General features: G+C 42.5%; 24 protein-coding genes. 1 reads left to right on the forward strand and 23 read right to left on the reverse strand.

Going from position 1 to position 21,888, the window contains the following annotated elements; translation table 11 throughout:
* Positions 1-35: 35 nt before the first annotated feature.
* The 7 genes from V1500_RS19420 to V1500_RS19450 form a co-directional block, all read right to left on the reverse strand.
* Positions 36-173, reverse strand: a complete 138-nt coding sequence (locus V1500_RS19420; protein ID WP_409301820.1) for a YrzI family small protein — start codon at positions 171-173, stop codon at positions 36-38.
* Between the two features lie 43 nt (positions 174-216).
* Entirely contained in the window at positions 217-354 is a 138-nt protein-coding gene (locus V1500_RS19425) for a YrzI family small protein (protein ID WP_409301821.1), read from the reverse strand.
* 547 nt (positions 355-901) lie between these two features.
* Positions 902-1,150: a YrhC family protein gene (locus tag V1500_RS19430; RefSeq protein WP_409301823.1), complete on the reverse strand. Its 249-nt coding sequence runs from the start codon at positions 1,148-1,150 to the stop codon at positions 902-904.
* A gap of 137 nt (positions 1,151-1,287) precedes the next feature.
* Positions 1,288-2,424: a bifunctional cystathionine gamma-lyase/homocysteine desulfhydrase gene (locus V1500_RS19435; protein ID WP_409301825.1), complete on the reverse strand. Its 1,137-nt coding sequence runs from the start codon at positions 2,422-2,424 to the stop codon at positions 1,288-1,290.
* 1 nt (position 2,425) lies between these two features.
* Entirely contained in the window at positions 2,426-3,349 is a 924-nt protein-coding gene (locus V1500_RS19440) for a PLP-dependent cysteine synthase family protein (protein WP_409301827.1), read from the reverse strand.
* Positions 3,350-3,516: 167 nt separating this feature from the next.
* The gene (mtnN, locus tag V1500_RS19445; protein ID WP_409301828.1) at positions 3,517-4,212 is read right to left on the reverse strand and encodes a 5'-methylthioadenosine/S-adenosylhomocysteine nucleosidase; all 696 of its coding nucleotides are present in this window, start codon (positions 4,210-4,212) and stop codon (positions 3,517-3,519) included.
* Between the two features lie 14 nt (positions 4,213-4,226).
* Positions 4,227-4,865, reverse strand: a complete 639-nt coding sequence (locus V1500_RS19450; protein ID WP_409301830.1) for a class I SAM-dependent DNA methyltransferase — start codon at positions 4,863-4,865, stop codon at positions 4,227-4,229.
* A 173-nt stretch (positions 4,866-5,038) separates the two neighbouring features.
* Between V1500_RS19450 and V1500_RS19455 the strand changes: the two genes are divergently transcribed.
* Positions 5,039-5,248, forward strand: a complete 210-nt coding sequence (locus tag V1500_RS19455) for a DUF2536 family protein (protein ID WP_409301832.1) — start codon at positions 5,039-5,041, stop codon at positions 5,246-5,248.
* A 52-nt stretch (positions 5,249-5,300) separates the two neighbouring features.
* Here V1500_RS19455 and V1500_RS19460 read toward each other — a convergent pair whose 3' ends face one another.
* The 16 genes from V1500_RS19460 to V1500_RS19535 all read right to left on the reverse strand — a co-directional run bounded on the left by V1500_RS19460 (position 5,301) and on the right by V1500_RS19535 (position 21,870).
* Entirely contained in the window at positions 5,301-6,014 is a 714-nt protein-coding gene (locus V1500_RS19460; protein WP_409301834.1) for a DUF1510 family protein, read from the reverse strand.
* Between the two features lie 110 nt (positions 6,015-6,124).
* Positions 6,125-7,978 (reverse strand): peptidoglycan D,D-transpeptidase FtsI family protein, encoded by a 1,854-nt coding sequence (locus V1500_RS19465; protein ID WP_409301835.1) that lies wholly within the window; start codon positions 7,976-7,978, stop codon positions 6,125-6,127.
* A 41-nt stretch (positions 7,979-8,019) separates the two neighbouring features.
* The gene (gene greA, locus V1500_RS19470; RefSeq protein WP_409301836.1) at positions 8,020-8,496 is read right to left on the reverse strand and encodes a transcription elongation factor GreA; all 477 of its coding nucleotides are present in this window, start codon (positions 8,494-8,496) and stop codon (positions 8,020-8,022) included.
* A 502-nt stretch (positions 8,497-8,998) separates the two neighbouring features.
* The gene (udk, locus tag V1500_RS19475) at positions 8,999-9,634 is read right to left on the reverse strand and encodes a uridine kinase (protein ID WP_409301837.1); all 636 of its coding nucleotides are present in this window, start codon (positions 9,632-9,634) and stop codon (positions 8,999-9,001) included.
* 297 nt (positions 9,635-9,931) lie between these two features.
* Entirely contained in the window at positions 9,932-10,573 is a 642-nt protein-coding gene (locus V1500_RS19480) for an O-methyltransferase (RefSeq protein ID WP_409301839.1), read from the reverse strand.
* A gap of 211 nt (positions 10,574-10,784) precedes the next feature.
* Positions 10,785-11,927 (reverse strand): endolytic transglycosylase MltG, encoded by a 1,143-nt coding sequence (gene mltG / locus V1500_RS19485; RefSeq protein WP_409301841.1) that lies wholly within the window; start codon positions 11,925-11,927, stop codon positions 10,785-10,787.
* Positions 11,928-12,202: 275 nt separating this feature from the next.
* A complete protein-coding gene (locus tag V1500_RS19490; protein WP_409301842.1) occupies positions 12,203-12,490 on the reverse strand; it encodes a DUF1292 domain-containing protein in 288 nt (95 codons plus the stop codon).
* A gap of 14 nt (positions 12,491-12,504) precedes the next feature.
* Entirely contained in the window at positions 12,505-12,927 is a 423-nt protein-coding gene (gene ruvX / locus V1500_RS19495; RefSeq protein WP_409301844.1) for a Holliday junction resolvase RuvX, read from the reverse strand.
* A complete protein-coding gene (locus V1500_RS19500; protein WP_409301846.1) occupies positions 12,927-13,196 on the reverse strand; it encodes an IreB family regulatory phosphoprotein in 270 nt (89 codons plus the stop codon). The genes ruvX and V1500_RS19500 overlap by 1 nt, the downstream gene beginning before the upstream one ends.
* Positions 13,197-13,319: 123 nt before the next feature.
* Positions 13,320-15,956 (reverse strand): alanine--tRNA ligase, encoded by a 2,637-nt coding sequence (gene alaS, locus V1500_RS19505; protein ID WP_409301848.1) that lies wholly within the window; start codon positions 15,954-15,956, stop codon positions 13,320-13,322.
* Positions 15,957-16,378: 422 nt separating this feature from the next.
* Positions 16,379-17,446, reverse strand: a complete 1,068-nt coding sequence (locus V1500_RS19510) for an AI-2E family transporter (RefSeq protein WP_409301850.1) — start codon at positions 17,444-17,446, stop codon at positions 16,379-16,381.
* A gap of 261 nt (positions 17,447-17,707) precedes the next feature.
* Positions 17,708-17,872 (reverse strand): hypothetical protein, encoded by a 165-nt coding sequence (locus V1500_RS19515; RefSeq protein WP_409301851.1) that lies wholly within the window; start codon positions 17,870-17,872, stop codon positions 17,708-17,710.
* On the reverse strand, positions 17,844-18,035 hold the full coding sequence (locus V1500_RS19520; RefSeq protein ID WP_409306049.1) for a hypothetical protein: 192 nt from the start codon (positions 18,033-18,035) through the stop codon (positions 17,844-17,846). Before V1500_RS19520 ends, V1500_RS19515 begins: the two co-directional genes overlap by 29 nt.
* A complete protein-coding gene (locus V1500_RS19525; protein ID WP_409301853.1) occupies positions 18,007-18,684 on the reverse strand; it encodes a PRC-barrel domain-containing protein in 678 nt (225 codons plus the stop codon). The genes V1500_RS19520 and V1500_RS19525 overlap by 29 nt, the downstream gene beginning before the upstream one ends.
* Before the next feature lie 12 nt (positions 18,685-18,696).
* On the reverse strand, positions 18,697-21,120 hold the full coding sequence (locus V1500_RS19530) for an ATP-dependent RecD-like DNA helicase (RefSeq protein ID WP_409301855.1): 2,424 nt from the start codon (positions 21,118-21,120) through the stop codon (positions 18,697-18,699).
* Between the two features lie 33 nt (positions 21,121-21,153).
* Positions 21,154-21,870, reverse strand: a complete 717-nt coding sequence (locus V1500_RS19535) for a tetratricopeptide repeat protein (protein ID WP_409301856.1) — start codon at positions 21,868-21,870, stop codon at positions 21,154-21,156.
* Positions 21,871-21,888: the final 18 nt, after the last annotated feature.

The raw sequence follows: 21,888 nt of genomic DNA on the forward strand, positions 1-21,888 counted from the left end.
TATCCATCATTCTCCATCCCTTCTGTATCTTATTATTATAAATTGCGGTGCATGATTGCTTTATTTAAATATTCGTTGCGGAGCTTATTGATTTTTTCTTCTTGGATGGCTTCATGAGCTGTCATTGTTTTATTCTTAATTGTGATCGTAAAAAATAGAAGATTCAGTGTCATTCCCTTTCACCTCCCGATATCTTGTGGCATGTTATTTTTTGAATTAAAGATTACGATGAATCAATCCTTTGTTGATATATTGGTCCCGAAGCTTTTTCGCCTCTTGTTCTTGGATACATTCTTCTACTGACAATTGGTTCGTATGGAATGTTACTGTGAAAAAAAGTAAATTTAAGGTCATCTCTATCACCTCCTCCTTATATTTCCTGTACCAGCCGCATAAAATGGACACAAAAAGGCCGCAGAAGAGTACAGTCCTCTGCGGCCAAGGCATAATAAAGCCGCAGGGTACATTAACTTTCCCTGCGGCATATTAATGCATTCATCATTTCATGGATTGTTAAACATACATGAAATCTGCGCCATTCAGGTCGATAATGTAATGATTTAAATATTGAGTTGTGCATTTAATTCCCACAATATAAGTCATTTTCCTTCGACCTCCTTTAGCAGATTTTATCTTACATTGGTAAGTATATCCAATATAAAGGGAATTGTAAACCTTAAATTTAATTTATTTCTATAAACTTCCTTTTTTATTTAAAGAAAAGACCGGTTATCCAAGGGCTCCCAATATCGCTATTCCTAAAGACGGAGCCTGTGCGTGAAGTATTGATGGGTAACAAGCTGATTTCTCTGTGATCAGGTGTCAGAAAATCAGGTCTAAAAAAACGCCTTCCAAAATAAAAAGGCTCGAACCCCGGGTCGGAGATTGAGCCTTTGTCTATTCATAAGGAGTCGTCCATTTCAGACAGCTGCTTATTATATTTTGAAGATTTTATAAAAAATACAACGGACAAACCAAGAAATACAATTGTAGCTGCCATAAATCCATACATATCGAACATCGTTTTTCCTTTAGAAGGAATCACGCTTCCGAGATAAAAGAATATACCTACGCATAATAAGGTGATTGCATATTGTTTAAAATCCACCATTTTGGAGCGAATTTGAGCCATCGTTTTTTTTGTACCCATCAGATGCCAACCCCTTCTCCCTTTATTACATTAAATCATCAGTCTTCATTGTAGCATGCAGTTTTCACAATTCATGCAAGTAAATGATGGGAAGTTAATGGGAGAGGGAAGGCACACAGAAATACTATTATCGAGGATTACCCGCGTAGAGCCTGTTCAAGGTCTTCGATTAAATCCTCTGCATCTTCAAGCCCAACAGACACTCGAATCAGCCCGTCAGTTATGCCGAGCTCTGCACGGCGTTCCTGCGGTATGGATGCGTGTGTCATAAGTGCAGGAATGGAAATTAAGCTTTCCACCGCACCAAGACTTTCGGCAATAGTAAAGTATTTAACCCTTTTTAGGACTTCAGCGGCTTTTTCAGCACTTCCCACATCAAACGATATCATACCGCCAAAACCGCGTGACTGCTTCTTGGCAATTGCATGATTGGGATGCGTTTCTATGCCTGGATAATAAATTTTAGTTACTGCTTTTTGAGTGGATAGAAACTCCACAATTTTACGAGTGTTTTCTTCATGCTCTTCCATTCTGATTCCAAGAGTTTTGATTCCTCTCATAAGCAACCATGAATCCTGTGGTCCCAGTATACCGCCAGTTGAATTTTGGACAAAATGAAGGTCTTCACCAAGCTTTTCATCACCCACAACCACTAAACCAGCTACAACATCACTGTGTCCCCCAATATATTTAGTTGCACTGTGCAAAACGATGTCCGCGCCTAAAGAAATCGGATTTTGCCAGTATGGGGTACTGAAGGTATTATCTACAATCGTAAGAAGACCATTGTCTTTCGCAATTTTAGATGCAGCCTCAATATCTGTAATTTTCAATAGTGGATTCGTTGGCGTCTCGATGTATAATGCCTTAGTATTTGGCTGAATGGCCTTTTGAATGTTGCTAAGGTCGCTTGTATCAATGAATGTTGCTTCCAGGCCAAAACGGTTCAGTACCTTTGTCATGACACGGAAAGAGCCTCCATATATGTCATCTGTAAGAAGGATATGGTCACCCTGGCTGAAGAGCATCATAACAGCTGTAATGGCCGCCATTCCAGATCCAAATGCAAATCCTCGCTTGCCGTCCTCCAATTCTTTTATTAATTCCTCCAGGGCAAACCTCGTTGGATTTCCCGTCCGTGAATATTCATATCCCCTATGGCTGCCAGGGCCGTCCTGCTTGTAAGTACTTACCTGGAAGATTGGCACGGAAACTGCACCAGTTTTCTCATCCCCAGAAATCCCGCCGTGAATTAATTGAGTCTTCTTTTTCATTTTACATACCTCCCTGGTAAATTTTTTTACTTAAATACCGCTCGCTCGAATCTGGAAATACCACTACAATATTGGTTCCTGGAGGAGCCTGCTTCGCTTCTCTCAGTGCAGCTGCAAAAGCTGCACCCGACGAACTTCCGACCAAAAGCCCTTCTTTTAATGCAAGCTCTTTAACAAAGATAAAAGCATCTTCATCAGATATGGTGTGGATAGCATTGAAATAACTTCGATCCATATATGCAGGCAGGAATTCCAAACCTATTCCTTCGGTTTTGTGAGGTCCCGGTTCACCGCCATTTAAAATAGAACCCACTGGCTCGACGATGACACTTTTTAGACCAGGATTTTTTTCCTTCAGGTAGCGGGACGTGCCCACGAATGTACCACCAGTACCTGCACCAGCAACAAATACATTCACATTGCCGTCCATCTGGTCCCAAATTTCTGGTCCCATGGTTTTATAATAAGCCTCAGGATTGGATGGATTAGCGAACTGCTGTGGACAATAGGAATTTGGTATTTCTTCCAAAAGCTCCTTGGCTTTCTGTATCGCACCTTCCATTCCGTCTTTTGTTGGAGTATGGATGATTCTGGCACCTAACGCCTTCATTAATTCCTGTTTTTCGATGCTGAACTTTTCCGGTACACAGAATATTACCTCGATTCCAGTATTAATTGCTGCCAAGGCCAATCCGATGCCTGTATTGCCTGCTGTCGGTTCAATGATCGTTCCTCCAGGCTTGACATTCCCATCCCTGATTGCTGCATCCAACAGTTCCTTTCCCAGTCTGTCTTTCACACTGCCTCCAGGATTAAAAAACTCGAGCTTCGCAAATATCCTTACACCTTCCGGCAAAGGAAACCTGGTCAATTCTAATATCGGGGTATTTCCAATCAACTCATGAATATTGTGATAAACCTTCATTTCTTTTTTTCACCTTCCAAATGGGTTAAATACAACAAAGAGAGTTCGCCTCCTGAAGCCATATCAAACATGCCTCTGTGCTCTTTCTCTGCTTTTCCCCCTGCAACCGTAAAAAATGAAACATCCAATACTCGGCATTCATTGGATGCTTGATTGTAACCATACATTCATTTCATTTTTTCAATCATTTTTAAGATTAGATTCGAAGAATTGACGGCAGCCTTTTCAAGATACTGTTCAAAAGAGACATTCGATTCCTTCCCCGCAATGTCCGAAAGGGAGCGGATAATAACAAACGGAATCTTAAACTGGTATGCTACCTGGGCGATGGCTGCGGCTTCCATTTCCACAGCGTGTAAATTGCTGAATTTCCCTCTGACAAATTCCACCCGTTCTGGGTCATTCATGAAGGAATCTCCAGTTACAATCAGCCCGCTGGCTACCTGTATATCTGTAATTTGCTCAGCAGCCTCCTTAGCAATACTTATGAGCTTTTCATCAGCAGCAAATGCTGCAGGCATTTGCGGAACCTGCCCATATTCATAACCGAAAATAGTCACATCGACATCATGATGGCGAGCCTCCGTTGAGATGACAACATCACCCACGTTTAGGGAAGAAAGATATCCTCCGGCTGAACCAGTATTAATAATGGCATCGGGATTGAATTTCTCAAGCAGGATCGCTGTGGACATTGCTGCATTCACCTTTCCAATGCCAGATTTCAATAAAATGACTTCAATACCATTCAGTCTGCCTGTATTGAACTCACAGCCGGCGATGGTTGTCTGTTCTAAACCTGCAATTTGCTCCCTGAGGATTGTGACTTCTTCTTCCATGGCTCCAATTATGGCTACTTTCATGTTTGTACCTCTTCCTATATTTTTTCTGCCTCCAATATCCAAACAAAGCTATTGCACTGGTCAAACTGAACCACAAATCCATTTTCTTCGAAGACCTGACGCAAGAAAGGTATTGTAGTATAATATTCTGTCTGCAAATCCTTCGCAAGCGAATAGAATCCGGAATCCTGCGCCTCAGAAATCGCCTTGATATACGCTTCCTTGGATGGATACATCGTGTCAGCAAAAACTATTTTACCACCAGTTTTTAATAAATTCCCATAATAACCAATGGCCTTCGCTTTTTCTTGATCGTTTAAATGATGGAATGCATATGTGCTGACAATGGTATCAACCTGGCCGGGTGCCTTGAATTCCATAAAGTCTCCATCTATTATTTCCGTTTTTCCTTTTAATTTTTCAATAGCCTTTTCCCGCATAGATGGGGAAGGCTCAATTCCTGTAACGCTTAAGCCCGACTCCACCAGCTTCTGTGTAAGATTTCCTGTACCTACACCGAATTCCAGAACATGTCCTTTTGAACGTTTTGCTACGCTTCCAAGTATGCTTTCATAGTGTTTGAAAACCTCGCGATACTCTATATCATGGCCTTCCACTGTATCATCATAGGATTGTGACCATTCTTCAAAGAGATTAAGAAATTCTCTGCCCATTTCATCACCCTATTACCATAAAGTTAATAATTCCTATATGTATACTATGAATTACTTTTAAATTTACCACACCATTTGTTATGATTCAAGTAATTACGTTAGAAAAAACCCTTCCACCAGGACACAGGATGTTTTATCATATGATTATCCTAATTATCGGAGGGATTTAAAAGATGGACTTTATGTTGGATATGATCGAGGATAAGATTGAATTTTTTGAAGCTGATTCCATTAAGAGCCTCGAAGAGAAAATTCGATCACAAATAGATGTTAACAGGGCCATTATGCTGGAGGTCCATTCGGTTTCCCATCAAATGTATATTTCAGAGGAGGGCAGGAAATTCTATAGCGCTGTGGTTCATTTTAAGGCGAAGAAAAAGTAAAAAACAAATCCCCGTCCATCGATTTATGGCGGGGATTGTATGTTATCTTATCTTATCTTTTTTTCAATTCCTGTACTTTCACAGGCTGCCACCCTGCTCCATCCACCCATTGAAGATGGACCCGGAAGGTTTTTGAATTATCTTTTGGCGAAAGTGTTCCAATTGCGGTATCAGGTGAGCCTCCATTTTCAAGGCGCCAAAGGGTCATATTAGATAATTCAACTCCTGTAGCGTAAGTAAGGGCTTTCTCCATTTCCTTCCAATCCTGAGAATTCCTTTCAAAGGTTGCTTGATGCTCACCGGTTTGTTCCGTGCCTACCGGTTTCCACGCTTCATTTTTATACGACTTGTCTACATTAGGGTCATCCTTCTCTTCTACTTCTACTACACTGTCTTCTGTTTCCCGGATTGAACTGTCTTCTTCAGCTTCCGTATCAGACACATCTTGACTTTCACCAGACTGATCTTCCTCGGAACTGCCTTCTTCGGTGTCGGCAGCACTAGTACTGGCATTTTCATCATGATCGCCAGCTTCCCCCTCGGCCTTGTTTGCATCTGCTTCTTTTGAATGGTCATCCCTGTTATTCGCTTCGGCTGCTGAATTTGTTTGCATATCTGGCTCATTGCCTCCGCTTAATAAAATCGTTGCGCCAACGATCACAATTAACAATGTCACTACTACAATCAAAACATTATAAACTTTATTTATCTTTCTCTGTTTCACCTTCATGTCAAATCGTGAAGCAGAATTATGGTCCCTGTTCATTTAGTGTTTCCCTCCCGGCATGTGCTCAGGGTCCATTTTAACATAATAATACGTTGCGATTGAAGCGATATCCAGCCTAAAGAATTCGATAAAAAACCCGTTCTTTCTACCTAATTATCGAATTTTGTCTGATCTATTTTATATAACTCTTGGACCATATCTGAAAATAATGAAGTGATACCTTGGCTTTGCCCATCAGTATTAAGATTGACTGTGACTAGAGCGTATTTGGGTTCCTTATAGGGAAAATAACCTGCAAACCATTTATTCAGCTGTTTTTTTCGCATATTCGTCTGAGCTGTGCCGGATTTTCCAGCTACCTCATAAGGAAGGCCTGAAAGACTTGCTCCTGTGCCATTAGGCTGTGTCACAACCTTTCTAAGCAATTGCTGAAGTTTCATCGCAGTATACGGTGACAGGGCATTCTCTCTATGTAATCTTTTATCAGGAAACTCAAAAACCGTCGTTCCATTATTAAATTCTATCTTTTGTACCGCTTTCACCATTTTCGCCTGCCCTCCTCTGGCTATCGTTGCCATCATGTTGGCAATTGCCAGGGGAGTGATCTGGACATCTTGTTGGCCGATAGCTGTTTTCGCAATCATCCTTCGATCCTGTTTCAGTTGGTCATCATGCCATATGACTCCCTTATCCTCCTTGTCCAGCTGCACAAATGGATCTATATGGAAAATCCTTCCCTGCCATCCGCTTTGCCCTGTTAAGCCGAGCTTGTCAGCATATCGCTCTAGAAAATCGGGATTTTTATCTGCCATTTCCTGTCCAAGCTCCGCAAAAGTCCTATTGCAGCTCCTCGCAAAGCTTTGTTCGAAGTTTAGTGGACCGTATTCATGCTGTTCATCAGGTTTTCCATCTATGGTTAAATCACAATTAAATGTCCTTGACGGCTTTATAATTCCTTCGTCAATCGCTGCCGCAGCGGTTACTGTTTTAAAAATGGAACCTGGTGTATCCCGTTCAAACATCAGGTTCTTGTTTCCAATATCATTCGGATTGCTTTTGTTAACACCAGGCACGGACACTAGAGCCCGGATTTCACTGGTATCAATATCAATAAGCAGCAACCCTCCCTGTTTAATCCCATGTTTTGCAACAAGCCGCTCTGCTGCAGACTGCATATCCTTATCCAGAGTCGTAATGATCTTTATCGGAGATAGGGGATTTCCGGGTTCTACATATTTCACATCTGCACCGAACAAAGGGCCGCCGGTACCATCGACATGATAAACCAGCTTTGCTTCCCCTTCAGAAAGCAGGAATTCGTCAAAGCTTTTTTGAAGGCCGCTCGTACCGATTGGAACTTCTGGAGGTAGGCTTTTATCTGGATAAAGCCTTGCTTTCGTCTTTTCGTCTTTAGTGGTCCAGCCTATAAGCTGGGCGGACGGCGTCTTGTTGTCCGTGAATTTTTTCCTTACAGCAAAAACTCCAGGAATCTTTAACTTATTGATTTGATCACTCTGTAATTCAGACAGAAGAATAGGATTTTTTTTTCCGCCGTATACGAATGGCTCCTTCGCTTTTTCAGTTGCTGATAAAATATCCTGTTTTGACACTCCAATGATCTCGGCCACTTTTTCTGCCGGCCAATTCATTCGCTTCAAAAAAGGGAATAAAACAAGTGTCGGGATTTCTTCATGTGCTAGGGGGTTTCCGTGCCTGTCATAGAATTCTCCCCTGCCATCATCAATTTTTAAAACCTGCGAACGCTGTTTAACACTGGCTTCTAATAAATTTATTTTATGCTTGGAAAACGATTCAGTACTGATTACCTGTACTTGAATCAATCTTCCAGCCAATACGGAGAGTAACACAATACAAAGCACCCTGAATCCTTTTATTCTCCATCCGTTCATCAGCACCACCTCGGTAACAGTTTTGACGTGTATGTCAGTTTTAAAACACGCTGCTGTCCTGAGTGTCCTAAGCTCGGTAATTTTTTCATGCAAAAAAACGGCACCCTATTGGCATGCCGCGTAAAAATCAGATGTTATTTTATTGTTATGATCCGTACATTCATTTCTCCACCAGGAGTTTGTACAACCACAGAATCTCCTACTTTTTTGCCAATCAGGCTTTTTGCTATCGGAGAATCGTTTGAAATCTTCCCTTCAAACGGATCAGCTTCAGCGCTACCCACAATCGTATATGTCTCTTCATCACCATTCGGAAGCTCCAGGAATGTCACTGACTTTCCTAATGATACAGTATCGCCGTTTGTTTCATCATCTTCGATAATTTTTGCATTTCGGATCATATTCTCAAGTGTGGTAATCCTGCCTTCTACAAAAGCCTGCTCTTCTTTTGCTGAATCATATTCCGAATTCTCCGAAAGGTCACCAAAGCTGCGGGCAATCTTAATTCTCTCAACTACTTCTTTTCTCTTTACAGTTTTTAATTGTTCCAGTTCCTGCTCTAATTTCTCTTTTCCTGCTTTAGTCATCGGAAATACTTTTTCTATAGCCAAAACCCTTCACTCCTTCTAGTCTTTAACGCTGCTGCAGCCTGAGGCTGTATTACTGGAGACTGTATTCGCTTTCCCGAAATACGTCCATAGTTCCAAGCTGCTGAATCACAGCTGTTTGTATGTTTTATATGCAGCTGTTGTTTACCTGTCATCCATCAATTGCCCATAAGGCGGAAAGGCGGAAATCAACAAATGAAAATAATTTCAGACTGGCTTTTCCATAAAAAAAACCGGTGACACGGTGTCAATGGAATTTAGTAGGGCCCAGTCAGGTCTGTCGGCATAACCGCCATTTTTAATGCAATATAGGCCTAATTAAAATATATTGGTCTTTAGATAGAGTATGTCCTTTTTTCTTTTTTGTCCAGTCTTTCTTAGCATTTTTTTGCAATAAAACCCTACTATGACAATATATGCCATAAAAAGACATATTCTGCAACTCGCAAAACTATGGCTGCAATCCCTAACATAGAAAAATCGCTGTTATATTTATGCCATGTTATTACAAAATGGACTTTTGTTCAAGGATTGTTTGAATTTTTGTCACCATCAAATCTATTGCTACATGATTTTGTCCGCCCTCAGGAATGATAATATCAGCATACCGTTTGGTCGGCTCAATAAATTGATTGTGCATCGGACGCACTACATTGACATATTGGTCAATTACAGAATCCATTGTTCTTCCTCGTTCTTTAATATCTCTGAAAAGTCTTCGGATAATCCGCAGGTCAGCATCTGTATCTACAAATAACTTAATATCCATTACATCCCGGAGCCTTTCATCCTCGAGGATGAGGATCCCTTCAAGAATCACCACATCCTGTGGTTCAACATGTATTACTTTATCTGAACGTGTATGGACTGAATAATCATATACTGGTTTTTCAATAGCCTCATATCTCATAAGCTTGTTGATATGTTCGATGAGCAAATCGTTATCGAAAGCCAGCGGGTGATCATAATTTGTTTTCAGCCGTTCTTCAAAGGGCAGATGCCCCTGATCCTTATAATAAAAGTCCTGTTCTAGCATTAAAATGGAGTGGCCTTTGAAGCTTTCTATGATAGCTCTTGTGACACTTGTTTTTCCTGAGCCAGAACCTCCGGCAACTCCGATAATAACCGGTTTCTTACGCATGTCAGTTCTCCTTTCATTGTTAGTAGCATTATACAGGCTTATCCCCTTTTTACTTTGAATGCCAGCAGCAGATCTGTCCCAACTATAAATGCTCGATGACAAACTGTGGTTAATCCTGTACTATCCTGATATTGAAGAACAAAACCAGCAAAGCCGTACTTAGTGTTTGCTATAATTCCCAAACAACATTTCGTTATACCCAAAGGGCATTCATCATAATAAAAGCTATTTCAATTTTACGACCAAGGCCAGATGATATGGGCGGAAAGGAGCCATTTGTACGTTCTTTAATTCGCATTATTTTCTCTTGCTAATGGCGACTCCATCTCCTATAGGCATGATAACAGTATGATAATGCGGATGTTCCATGAGCCAGCCATTGTAATCTTTTATTTTTTTAACCATGCTCCTGATCCGTTTTGGTTCAATTGTTTCTTCCTCTTCTGCTACCAGGCCTTTAAACAATACATTATCAGTAATAATAATCCCATTGTTGCTCAGATGTTCTTCATAAAGTTCAAAGAACCGTTTGTATTGGCCTTTCGCTGCATCTATAAAAATCGCATCAAAAGGGCCGTATGCAGCTACCGTTCCGGCTTGTTCCAGAGCATCACCTTCAACGAGGCGAATTTTGTCCGTTTTGGCTGCTCTTTCAAAGTTTTGTTTTGCGGTGGATATTCTATCCTCATCACGCTCAATGGTGACAATGTTCGCATTCGGCACAGCTTCTGACATTCTAAGTGCCGAATATCCAATGGCAGTACCGACTTCTAGAATAGATTTTGGGTTTTGAAGCCTTAATACTTGCAACAGCACTTCTATTCCTTCCGGTTCCATTATGGGTACATTATGCTCTTTTGCAAACTGTTCAATGTCCGCAAGCAGCCCGCTCCTTGAAGGAAGGAGTGAATGCAAGTATTCTTCTATTTTATCTTTCACGCTATTGCCTCCTGCTTTCGGCATAAAACCCACCTGCGCTGGGTCAGCACCGATTATACTGACAGTGGTAATTATGTAGATCAATGCGCCTGTCGTGACGTAAATATCCATGCTGTATAAATCAGGCTGGGACACCTTTAAAAATACACTTCGACTATTTTAACATATGAAGAAGGGGAAAGTGAATCAATCTTTCCCCTTATCCAGATATTTAATTATTATTTTGAATATGTTCTGCTTTCTTCTTGTTATGCTCAGCCAGCGTGACTGAATAAAGTACTTCTCCGCTTCCCGTAGCAAGGAAATACAAGTAGTTCGTTTTCTCTGGCTTCAGCGCTGCATCAATTGAATCTACGCCGGCATTGGCGATTGGTCCCGGCGGCAGCCCTTTGTTAATATATGTGTTATATGGAGATTTTACTGCCAAGTCCTTGTAAAATACCCTTTTTTGGTGCTGTCCTTTTGCGTATAACACAGTTGGATCTGTCTGCAGCGGCATTCCTGCTTTTAAGCGGTTGTAGAATACGGATGCAATTTTATTCCGGTCCACCTTTTCGGTTGCTTCTTCTTCGATCAGGGAAGACATGGTCAATAGCTTGTGTGGCGTGAATTTCTTTTCATTGATCAGATTTTCGTACTTTGCCAGTGTGACTTCGGTTTGTTTCAGCATATCCGATACTATACTTTCAAGTGAAGGTTTCTCTTCATAGAACGGATATGTAGCAGGATAAAGATAGCCTTCCAAAGGATACTTTATATTTTTGTTTAAAATCTCATTTGTCAGAAGATCGGGATATTTGGCCTGCATTTTTTTGATAAAGTCCGGACTATTTAGAGTTTTGAATACTTCGTCCGGTTTCTGTCCTGTCTTTTCTGCTATGATCCCGGCAATTTGCATCAATTGCTTTCCTTCAGGGAGAGTTATTTTAAAGGCCACATTCTGCATGACCTTGCCCTTTTTCAGACTGGCCACTATTTCCTGCATAGTCATGGAAGGTGTCAGCTGGTACTTTCCGGCCTGGAATCCCGCTTCGTTTCGAAACTTTACATAATATTTGAAGACCCTTGCATTTTTAATGATATTTTGCTGTTCCAAAATAGAAGAGATATCAGAAACAGATGACCCAATTGGTATCTCTACTGTTTTTGCATTTTTATTCCCTGGTTCCAGCGGTTTTAAAGCGGAATTCACATAAAGATAACCTACAAGACCTACTGCCGCAGCTATAAGTACGATAATCAACGAGGTTATTAGGATTACTTTTCGAATGATTTTTGCCTCTCCTTGCCGTTCAATCATGGTTTTTCTGATTATTTCTTTTTTGGATTGGTTTCCTGTCTCATTATGATCCATTCTTATACCCCCTCACGCAAAAAGTGGATGCTTTCTGCATGAATGCTTTGTATCTATTTTCGCAGATTATTTAAAAAGAAACACGGTTCTTCAGGGCCGATTTCGCTTCCTTATTTCGTATCAATAAACAACTGCTCTTTTATTTATGTCAAAGTTTCTCGTGTTTTGTCAATACCTATAACTCGAATTCACTCACATATTTTTGGTTTGCCAGGAAGCCCAACCAAAAAAAAAACCTCCAGCTGCATAAGCTGGAGGCGGTGTGTGGCTAACACTTATTCTTCATCTTCTTCGTTCTCAAGGAAAGTGTTTAGCATTTCCTCGATCATATCCCACTCTTCTTCAGTCTCAATCGGCTGAAGCTCTCCATCGCGATTATCTTCGCTAGGTGTAAAAGAAGAAGCGTGGATTTCGATTTCTTCTTCTTCATCCTCTGAAGAAATTGGATAGTATAGTACATATGATTTGTTGAATTTATCAGAATCAAATGTGAATAAGACCTCACAGAGCTGCTCATTTCCATTCTCATCTACGATAGTAATATTGTTATCGCCGTGTTCCATTTTTTTCCACCTCATTACGATTTAGTCTGGCTATCCAGGTATCCCTGTAAAATAAAAACCGCAGCCATTTTGTCGATCACTTTTTTCCTCTTGCTGCGGCTTACATCCGCTTCAAGAAGAACACGTTCAGCAGCCATGGTAGTAAGCCTTTCATCCCAAAGTACAGCCGGAATACTGAACTTCTCCTCCAAAACTTTGGCAAAGGCCTGGCTCGCTTCACCTCTTGGTCCGACGGTCCCGTTCATATTTTTAGGGAATCCAAGGACAATTTTGGAAACCTCATGATCCTTGATGATTTCACCCAAACGAGCCAAACCGAATTGTTTTTTTTCCTCGTCTATTTTAATTGTTTCCAAACCCTGGGCCGTCCATCCCATAGCATCACTGATTGCCACACCGATTGTTTTCGTACCCAGGTCCAAGCCCATAGTCCGCATTAGTATCCCTCTCGATGGTGCTTTAAATACGATTTAACTAATTCCTCAATAATTTCATCTCTCTCAAGCTTCCGTATAATGTTCCTCGCATCCTGATGCCTAGGAATATAAGCCGGATCACCTGACAAAAGGTAGCCCACAATCTGGTTGATGGGGTTGTATCCTTTTTCCTTTAATGCTTCATGCACCTGAAAAAGAACCTCTTTCACATCTGTCTCAAATGGCTCTTCCGGAAAATTGAATTTCATGGTTTTATCAAAGGAACTCATATTTTTGCACCTCTTTTCCAGCGTTCATATGAACGTGTTTCCTCCGCTATGGCGGAAACTTCCACTTATGGCTGCAACAGCCACGAATGGAAGCTTCCTTTATTGTACACTAATTATTGTCGATTATGAAATGGATTTTACCCATTCTTCTACAAAATTAAGCGCTGAATCCAATTTTTCCGGGTCTTTTCCGCCAGCCTGGGCCATATCAGGACGGCCTCCGCCACCACCGCCGCAGCGAGTCGCAATCTCCTTGACCAGCTTGCCTGCATGGAATCCTTGTTCTATATAATCCTTTGTTACCGCAGCAATCAAGTTGACTTTGTCTTCCTGTACTGCACCCAAAACAATAACGGCAGAGCCAACCTTCTGTTTCAAATCATCTGCCATTGCCCGAAGATTGTTCATATCTGTGGCAGCAACTCTGGCGGCAAGCACATTGACACCGTCAATTTGTTTTACCTTATTGACAAGACTGGCAGCCTCAATATTGCTGAGTTTTGCTGAGAGGCTTTCATTTTCCCTCTGCACTTCCTTCAGCTCTCCCAATACTCCCTCAATCCTTGAAGGCAGATCCTTTGGATTGGTTTTAAGCTTGGCAGCCGCTTCTTTAAGAACAGTAATCTGGTCACTAAGAGCTTTGTATGCACCTGAACCGGTTACAGCTTCTATCCGCCTTGTTCCCGCTCCTATACCGCTTTCAGATACAATTTTAAATAAACCTATTACAGCTGTATTTGGAACATGGCAGCCTCCACAAAGCTCAAGGCTATAATCGCCAACCTGCACAACCCGGACGACATTCCCGTACTTTTCGCCAAACAGCGCCATTGCTCCCATTGCTTTAGCTTCATCAAGATTTTTATAATCTATATTTACTTGAAGGCTTTCCCAAATCTTTTCATTCACGATTTGTTCAATTTGATCAAGCTCCTCCGGCTTTACCTGTCCAAAGTGTGAGAAGTCAAAACGGAGGCGGTCCGCCTGAACCAGTGAACCTGCCTGGTTTACATGCGTTCCGAGAATATCCTTCAATGCCTGGTGAAGCAGGTGGGTGGCTGTATGATTCTTTATGATCATGCTTCTGTTAGCTTTGTCTACTTTCGATAGTACCTCTGCATCACTGCGCAATGTTCCCGCTTTTACGATGATCCTGTGAAGGTTCTGGCCATTTGGTGCTTTCTGGACATCTTTTACCTCTGCCGTGACAGCATCGTTTGAAATAATGCCAGTATCTGCGATTTGGCCGCCACTCTCTGCATAGAAAGGAGTTCTGTCCAAAATTACCTGTACTTCTTCTCCTTCGTTAGCGTCAGTGACCAATTCCCCGTCTTTAACGATTGCAGCTATCTTGCCTTCTGCTTCCAAAACATCATAGCCCACAAATTCGCTTTCCACTTTAATGTCTCCAAGAATTCCGCCCTGGATTTGCATAGAGTCGACATCCTGGCGTGCTGCACGTGCGCGTTCACGCTGTGCCTCCATTTCTTGTTCAAAGCCTTCGTGGTCAATCGACATTCCTGCTTCTTCAGCATATTCTTCCGTTAACTCCACAGGGAAACCATAGGTGTCATACAGGCGGAACACATCTGGCCCCTGTATGGTACTGCTACCTTTTCCCTTTTCTTTTTTAATGACATCTGACAAGATGGCAAGACCATCGTTCAATGTTTCATGGAAGCGTTCTTCTTCGTTTTTGATCACTTTTGCGATGAAGTCAATTTTTGTTTCAACCTCAGGGTAAAAATCATTCATGATTTCTGCAACCACAGGGACCAATTCAAACATAAACGGGCGATTGATATCTATTTGCTTTGCATACCTTACAGCACGGCGAAGAAGGCGCCGCAACACATACCCGCGGCCTTCATTTGAAGGGAGAGCGCCATCGCTCACTGCGAACGAAACAGTCCTGATATGATCAGCAATGACCTTGAACGCGACATCTTTTTCCTTATCTTGACCGTACTTCTGGCCGGAAATCTCTTCTGTGGCCCTAATGATCGGCAAGAATAAATCCGTATCGAAGTTTGTCGGCACTTCTTGCACAACAGACGCCATACGCTCGAGCCCCATACCCGTATCTATATTTTTCTTTGGAAGCGGAGTATATGAACCATCAGGATTGTGATTGAACTGTGAAAATACGAGGTTCCAAACTTCTAAATAACGCTCGTTTTCACCACCCGGGTAAAGCTCAGGATCATTAGGGTCGTCCCCATACCCCGGCCCCCGGTCATAGAATATTTCCGTATTCGGCCCGCTTGGCCCTTCACCAATATCCCAGAAGTTTTCTTCCAGGCGGATGATTCGCTCAGCCGGAATACCAATCTTTTTGTTCCATAGTTCGAAGGCTTCGTCATCCTCAGGATGAATCGTCACAGACAATTTTTCCTTATCAAAATTGATCCATTTTTCATCTGTTAGAAACTCCCATGCCCAGGTAATCGCTTCTTCCTTAAAATAATCGCCTATGGAGAAGTTGCCAAGCATTTCAAAGAATGTATGATGCCGCGCTGTCTTGCCCACATTCTCAATGTCATTTGTACGGATGGATTTTTGAGCATTGGTAATGCGGGGATTTTCCGGGATGACACGCCCATCAAAGTATTTCTTTAGCGTAGCTACACCCGAATTAATCCAGAGAAGAGATGGATCGTCGTGCGGCACAAGCGATGCGCTTGGTTCCACAGAATGTCCTTTTTCCTTGAAAAAGTCCAAATACATCTGGCGGATTTGTGAGCCTGTTAAATATTTCATTGTATTGTTTCCTCCTTGCAGGTTTTTAATGTTTTTAGACACAAAAAAACCCTCATCCCCTGACAGGGACGAGAGTTAGTCTCGCGGTACCACCCTGATTATGAATGCATGCCTGCACTCATCACCTCAAACGAGCCTTAACGCGGCGAACGGCAGGAATTAACTGCACTCTGGACTAGCTTTCTGCTGTTCTTCATCTGGAATTCCTCTCAGCCATGGGAATCCCTCTCTTGCATGCACCGATGGCTGTTTAAACATCTATTGCCTGGATGCACTCAAATGGGCTTCAGCATACTTGTTCCTTCAACGAATTATAATCATATAAACTGTTATGTAATGGATTATATTCACAACATTCTCTTTTGTCAATTACTCCCGCAATATTATGCCCAATTTAATCAAGAAAAATACATATAGTTTACTTACCTTGCTATCTTTTTCATGAAGTGAAGTCTGGCATGGAGGATAAAGACTTTAATGATTGCAAGAATCGGAACGGCCACCATCAGTCCCGGGATTCCATCTGCCTGGCCGCCCAAAAGAAGTGCAAACATGATAAACAGGGGATGCATATGCAAGCTTTTCCCCACAATCAGCGGGGAAAGCACATTTCCTTCCAGGAATTGCAAAGCTAAAACGACGGCTACGACCGTCAGGACCATTTTCCCCGAAACCGCTGCTGCAACCAGGACAGCCGGCACCGCTCCTATCAATGGACCAAAATAAGGAATAATATTTGTTGCCCCTATGATACTGCCAAGCAATAATGGATAGTCCATTCCAATAAACCAGAATACAGCAGTAGAAGCCAGCCCTATAGCAGCACAAACCAATAGCTGTCCGCGTATATATCCTCCCAGGGACGCATCAACATCATTCAGAAAAGCAATACCTTGTCTGCGCCATCTGCGGGGTGTAAGATACCAAACCATTTTTTTTATCGATTCTATGTCCTTTAGCATGTAAAACGCGATAAAAGGAATAAGTGCAAATAAAAGAAAAAAATCCACCGCTCTCATTACATAATCCATCACAATTGTCATCAATCGGTCCATTCGCTGTTCCAGCGTAATGATTCCATTCTCAAGCCTTTCATGGATACCAAAAGGCCAGGAACTTGTCTTATCCTCCACAAGCATGACCCACTTTCGGTACTGCTCGGCAGCATACGGGGCATTTTCTGAAAAATCCCTCACCTGTCCAATCGCAACCGGCACCCCCTTATAAACAGCAAGCCCCACTCCGCCAAAAAAAAGCAGATAGATAATTACAATGGAAAGCCCCCTGTTTAGCCCCTGGCCATGAAGGGCTTCCACTACCGGATACAATAAATAACTGATGAAGGCAGCAAGGAAAAAAGGAAGCAGAGCAGTGAGTATAATTGTAATGACAGGCAGCCAAAGCAGCTTCAATTTGATAAAAATATATATGACAATGAATAAAAGCAGCAAGAAACCAAGCCGGTAAAACCATTTCATCCGGATTTCCATAATCCCGCCTCCCATTACTATTGTTCGTATATGAGAGATTTTTCATGCAGCTTCCAAATTGAATGTTCCTTGTTCCTTTTCATGCAGGGATTGTTATCGGAAAAATCTTTGTCAGCCTGTTTCCATTTTTATTATATTCTTTGGCAAACCTGCCATCATTCAGTTCGAAAACCTGTTGATTTTTGTCGCAGGAGGTACGCTCTACGCAGAGCTTGCGAGTGACCCTCGTCTTCGCTAGCTCTCCTCGAGAGGTTTCACCTGTTATGCAGCTCCTGCACTAGTCTTCGCGCCCTCCATTGCAATCGCCCCCAGTTCATGCCAAATAGAAAAGACTGCAGGCAAGCTCGATTTTTCATCGCGTTTGACTACAGTCTGAGCCTGCTTTCCGGCAGGCTTTTCATACGGAAAAGCGGCGTTTATGCTCATCAAATAAATCATCCAGGGAGCTCAGTGTTCCATCCTCTTCCACTTGATGCGTATTTATCAAACCATCAGACAATGACATTTCAATAAAACAGTTCCAGCAGTAAAACTGATTGACACCAATCTTCCCAATGTCCTTACTGCTGCAATTCGGGCATTTCATCATTTCCAATTGCGGCACCTCGATCATTGACGGAAATGACAATGGCATCCCGGCCAATGGCAGGCGGCATATTTGATTTGTATACCTGCCTTCCCTCAGTTATTTCTGAGAAAAATCCATCCGTCGTTTCATATGCTACAATCGTGCCCATTTTCTCACTGAAATATACATCATGTAATAATCCGAGTTCATCACCAGTTTGAGAATAAATCTTTCTTCCCAAAAGCGCATGGGAATGCATCATCCGATGGTGAGAATGTATTGGCTGATCAATTTCCTCCATATAGCACCGATGTAATACGATTCCTTCGCTTCCAAATGCGTAAATGCAGGTTAATGGCAGAAAAAAGCTGCGCTTGAATATTCCAGGGTGACGGGCAATGATTCCCCGGATTTCACCATGTTCGGAAATACAAATATCGGCCACCCTGCCCACTTCATCTCCTGTTATCGTAAAGACCGGCAGCCCCTTCAACAAAGAAAATGTCCGCAAAATATCCCCGCCCTTCACGTAAATAGTATTTGCCGCAATACAAAATTGCATGTTTTGAAACGTTTGGATGCTTAATCGGCCGCAAAATGGGCAAGTGCGCAGTGTCCCCATCTGTTGCAGGCAAGCTGGAATTAAAACAGAAGAACGCGCTGCAACCATGCAGCGCGCCTCTTAAGAATTCTTTTCCATAAAATCATAGGGTGATACATTTTCCATCCCGATCAAAGGGTCGGTATTCATTAACAAGGAATAGTAGTCTCTAGGTTCTGCCTCTTTTACAACCATTACCACTGATTTAGATTCTGCCGGCCCTCCCAGTGCTTCTTTCACTTTTGCCACCAGGGTTGTTTTTCTCTGCGATTCATTATTTCTTTCAACCCCCATCCGGAGGGCCTCTTCCTCGCCGCACAGAATGAGGAAGTTTTTGCTCCTCGTGATAGCTGTGTAGATAAGGTTTCTTCTAAGCATGCGATAATAGCTCTTGACGACCGGCAAAATCACGATCGGAAATTCGGATCCTTGTGATTTATGGATGCTGCAGCAGTAAGCATGCGTGATTTGCATGAGGTCCTGCCTTGTATAGGTGACTTCTATTCCCTCAAACGAGATAATCACCTTATCAACATTATCGGTATTTTCTTTGGCAAAGATAATGGATACTATTTCACCCATATCGCCGTTAAAGACGCCGCTCTCAGGCTGATTCACCAGCTGCAAAACCTTATCTCCCGTTCTGTAAATCAGCTCTCCGAATTTTATCTCGCGCCTTTTTTCTTCAGCGTTGCTGTTTAGCACTTCCTGAAGCATCTTATTTAAGCTGTCGATGCCGGCAGGGCCCTTGTACATTGGTGCAAGTACCTGAATATCCCGTGCAGAAAATCCCTTCTTTCGGGCATTTTCCACAACCTTTTCCACTACCTGCGAGATTTGGGCGGTGCTGCAGCGAATGAAAGAACGGTCGGCCTGCTGTCTATCCACACCTTCGGGAATACGTCCCTTTTTGATTTCATGGGCTAGCTCGATAATCGAGGATCCATCAGCCTGACGGTAGATTTGGTCCAGTGCAACCGTAGGAATACATTCTGATTCAATCAAATCCTTTAATACCTGCCCAGGACCGACAGATGGGAGCTGGTCCTCATCTCCTACAAAAATTACCTGAACATGTTCCGGAAGTGCCTTGAGCAGCTGATGCGCAAGCCATGTATCAACCATGGATACCTCGTCAATTATGACAAGCCGGCCATTGATGGGATTATCCTCATCATATGAAAAGCCTTCACTGCCATTCCAGCCAAGGAGCCTGTGGATGGTCACGGCAGGCAGCCCTGTGGATTCGGACATCCGCTTCGCAGCCCTTCCTGTAGGAGCAGCAAGAACGAACGGAAAGGGGTCGTCCTCGTTTTTATAATCATTTATATCCATTGATATCCCATGAAGTTCACTATAGAGCTCAACAATCCCTTTGATAACTGTAGTTTTCCCGGTTCCCGGCCCGCCCGTCAGGATGAGCATGGGAGACTGAAGTGCAGTCTGGATTGCTTCTTTTTGTGCGGGTGCATACTCCACACCGAGCCGTTCCTCCAGCTCTCCCAGCGCAAGCAGGAATTCGGATTCAGGAAACTGGCTTTCGTATTCTGTCTGGGAAAGGATCCGCTTAATATTAGAGACGATTCCCTTCTCTGAAAAGTAAAGGGAAGGAGGATAAATCCTCCTCTCGTCTACAATGATTTTTCCTTCCTCACCAAGCTTTATTACTTCATCAGAAATTTCCTGAAACTCGATCCTATCCCGTTTATTGTCTTCCAATAGCTTTTTCACAAGCTCGAGCAATTGATCTGCTTCCAGATATACATTCCCCTCTTGCATACACTGCGAGTCCAGACAGTAAAGACAGGCAGCCTTGATACGATCTGGGTGGCTTCCTGATATACCCAATTGATATCCAAGCTCATCAGCCCTTCCAAATCCTATACCTTCGATATCCTCGACGAGCTTATATGGATTGGACTGGACAACATTCAGTGTTTCATGCTTGTATGTCTGGTAAATTTTCATGGCAAGCTGCGGTCCAAATCCGTATTCATTCAACGCAACCATTATCTGTTCCAGACCCTGGTGTTCAACTAATGTATCATACAGGCCTTTTGCTTTTTCCGGAGTCAGCTTTGGTATGCTGTCAAGCAGGGATGGCTGTTCCAAAATCTTCGAAATCGCATTTTCCCCTAGTGCTTCGACAATCCCCTGTGCAGTCTTTTTACCAATCCCTTTGAATAGCTCACTGGATAAATAATTAATGATTCCGTCCTTCGATTGGGGCATGTCCTTTCGAAAATGTTCTACGTGGAATTGCAGCCCAAAGCGCGGATGGTCCTTCATTTGCCCATAGAAAATATACGTTTCATGTTCATGAATCCGAGGGAAGTAGCCTGTGACAACAGCTTCACTTTCTTCATAATTAATATTCGTTTCGTCCACGCGGATTCGGACAACGGAATACATATTTTGTTCATTGTGAAAAACAGTCACCAGATGCCTGCCCTTCATAAATAACTTATCTTCGGAAAATAAATCAAATGAATCCTGCTGAGCCAAGTCACTTCCCTCCCTTTTAACAGTAATAGTCTATTATTTTTCCCCTTCATTCAGGATGGTTTCCATTAACTGCTTGCCGTTCGCAGCCAGGAAATGATCAGGCTGGGCATCAAGTGCCTTATTGAAGAAAGCCAGCGCCTTTTCGGGTTCCTCATGATAACCTGCATAGGCAACTCCCAAATTATAAAGTGCGTCTGAATGTGCTGGGTCGTTTTCGATCACGATGGTAAGCTGTTTTGTCAGTTCATCGTAAAGCTCGGCATTTGCCAGGCATAGTGCATACTGGAACCGAGCATCCACATCATCTGGATTCAATTCCACACTTCGCTGGAGGTATGGCATCGCCAACTTTGCCTGGTCAAGGGCCATCAATGACATTCCAAGCATAAAAAAGGCATCTCCATTATCAAGGCCTAGACGTGTTGCCTTTTCGAACATATCTTTTGCTTCCTTGTAATTCTCGCTTTGATAGTAGAGATTGCCAAGTGAATAATAAGCTGCAGCAGCGTCCTTATCTATCTCAATTGCCTTTTTGAAGAAGTTGGCGGCCTTTTCCGTTTCACCCACAGCCATCAGGACATTGCCAAAATTTATATACGCTATCGGTTCATTCGGATTTTTTTCAATTTCTTCCGAGAATACCTTTGCCGCTTCTTCATATTTGCCTTCTTGCATATATTGGATCCCTAACTGATTCTTATCTGTCATGTATGTTTCACGCTCCATTTTTACTACGTTCAAGTATAACATAACGTGCAGCCTTTGAAA

Source organism: Peribacillus sedimenti, assembly GCF_046237635.1.
Taxonomy (GTDB): domain Bacteria; phylum Bacillota; class Bacilli; order Bacillales; family DSM-1321; genus Peribacillus; species Peribacillus sedimenti.

Excerpts from the sequence above, each read along its gene's own strand:
- V1500_RS19420 (WP_409301820.1), bottom strand. The coding sequence starts at position 173 with ATGACACTGAATCTTCTATTTTTTACGATCACAATTAAGAATAAAACA.
- V1500_RS19425 (WP_409301821.1), bottom strand. The coding sequence starts at position 354 with ATGACCTTAAATTTACTTTTTTTCACAGTAACATTCCATACGAACCAA.
- V1500_RS19430 (WP_409301823.1), bottom strand. The coding sequence starts at position 1,150 with ATGGGTACAAAAAAAACGATGGCTCAAATTCGCTCCAAAATGGTGGAT.
- V1500_RS19435 (WP_409301825.1), bottom strand. The coding sequence starts at position 2,424 with ATGAAAAAGAAGACTCAATTAATTCACGGCGGGATTTCTGGGGATGAG.
- V1500_RS19440 (WP_409301827.1), bottom strand. The coding sequence starts at position 3,349 with ATGAAGGTTTATCACAATATTCATGAGTTGATTGGAAATACCCCGATA.
- mtnN (WP_409301828.1), bottom strand. The coding sequence starts at position 4,212 with ATGAAAGTAGCCATAATTGGAGCCATGGAAGAAGAAGTCACAATCCTC.
- V1500_RS19450 (WP_409301830.1), bottom strand. The coding sequence starts at position 4,865 with ATGGGCAGAGAATTTCTTAATCTCTTTGAAGAATGGTCACAATCCTAT.
- V1500_RS19455 (WP_409301832.1), top strand. The coding sequence starts at position 5,039 with ATGGACTTTATGTTGGATATGATCGAGGATAAGATTGAATTTTTTGAA.
- V1500_RS19460 (WP_409301834.1), bottom strand. The coding sequence starts at position 6,014 with ATGAACAGGGACCATAATTCTGCTTCACGATTTGACATGAAGGTGAAA.
- udk (WP_409301837.1), bottom strand. The coding sequence starts at position 9,634 with ATGCGTAAGAAACCGGTTATTATCGGAGTTGCCGGAGGTTCTGGCTCA.
- mltG (WP_409301841.1), bottom strand. The coding sequence starts at position 11,927 with ATGGATCATAATGAGACAGGAAACCAATCCAAAAAAGAAATAATCAGA.
- V1500_RS19490 (WP_409301842.1), bottom strand. The coding sequence starts at position 12,490 with ATGGAACACGGCGATAACAATATTACTATCGTAGATGAGAATGGAAAT.
- ruvX (WP_409301844.1), bottom strand. The coding sequence starts at position 12,927 with ATGCGGACTATGGGCTTGGACCTGGGTACGAAAACAATCGGTGTGGCA.
- V1500_RS19500 (WP_409301846.1), bottom strand. The coding sequence starts at position 13,196 with ATGAGTTCCTTTGATAAAACCATGAAATTCAATTTTCCGGAAGAGCCA.
- alaS (WP_409301848.1), bottom strand. The coding sequence starts at position 15,956 with ATGAAATATTTAACAGGCTCACAAATCCGCCAGATGTATTTGGACTTT.
- V1500_RS19510 (WP_409301850.1), bottom strand. The coding sequence starts at position 17,446 with ATGGAAATCCGGATGAAATGGTTTTACCGGCTTGGTTTCTTGCTGCTT.
- V1500_RS19515 (WP_409301851.1), bottom strand. The coding sequence starts at position 17,872 with ATGAGCATAAACGCCGCTTTTCCGTATGAAAAGCCTGCCGGAAAGCAG.
- V1500_RS19520 (WP_409306049.1), bottom strand. The coding sequence starts at position 18,035 with ATGATGAAATGCCCGAATTGCAGCAGTAAGGACATTGGGAAGATTGGT.
- V1500_RS19525 (WP_409301853.1), bottom strand. The coding sequence starts at position 18,684 with ATGGTTGCAGCGCGTTCTTCTGTTTTAATTCCAGCTTGCCTGCAACAG.
- V1500_RS19535 (WP_409301856.1), bottom strand. The coding sequence starts at position 21,870 with ATGTTATACTTGAACGTAGTAAAAATGGAGCGTGAAACATACATGACA.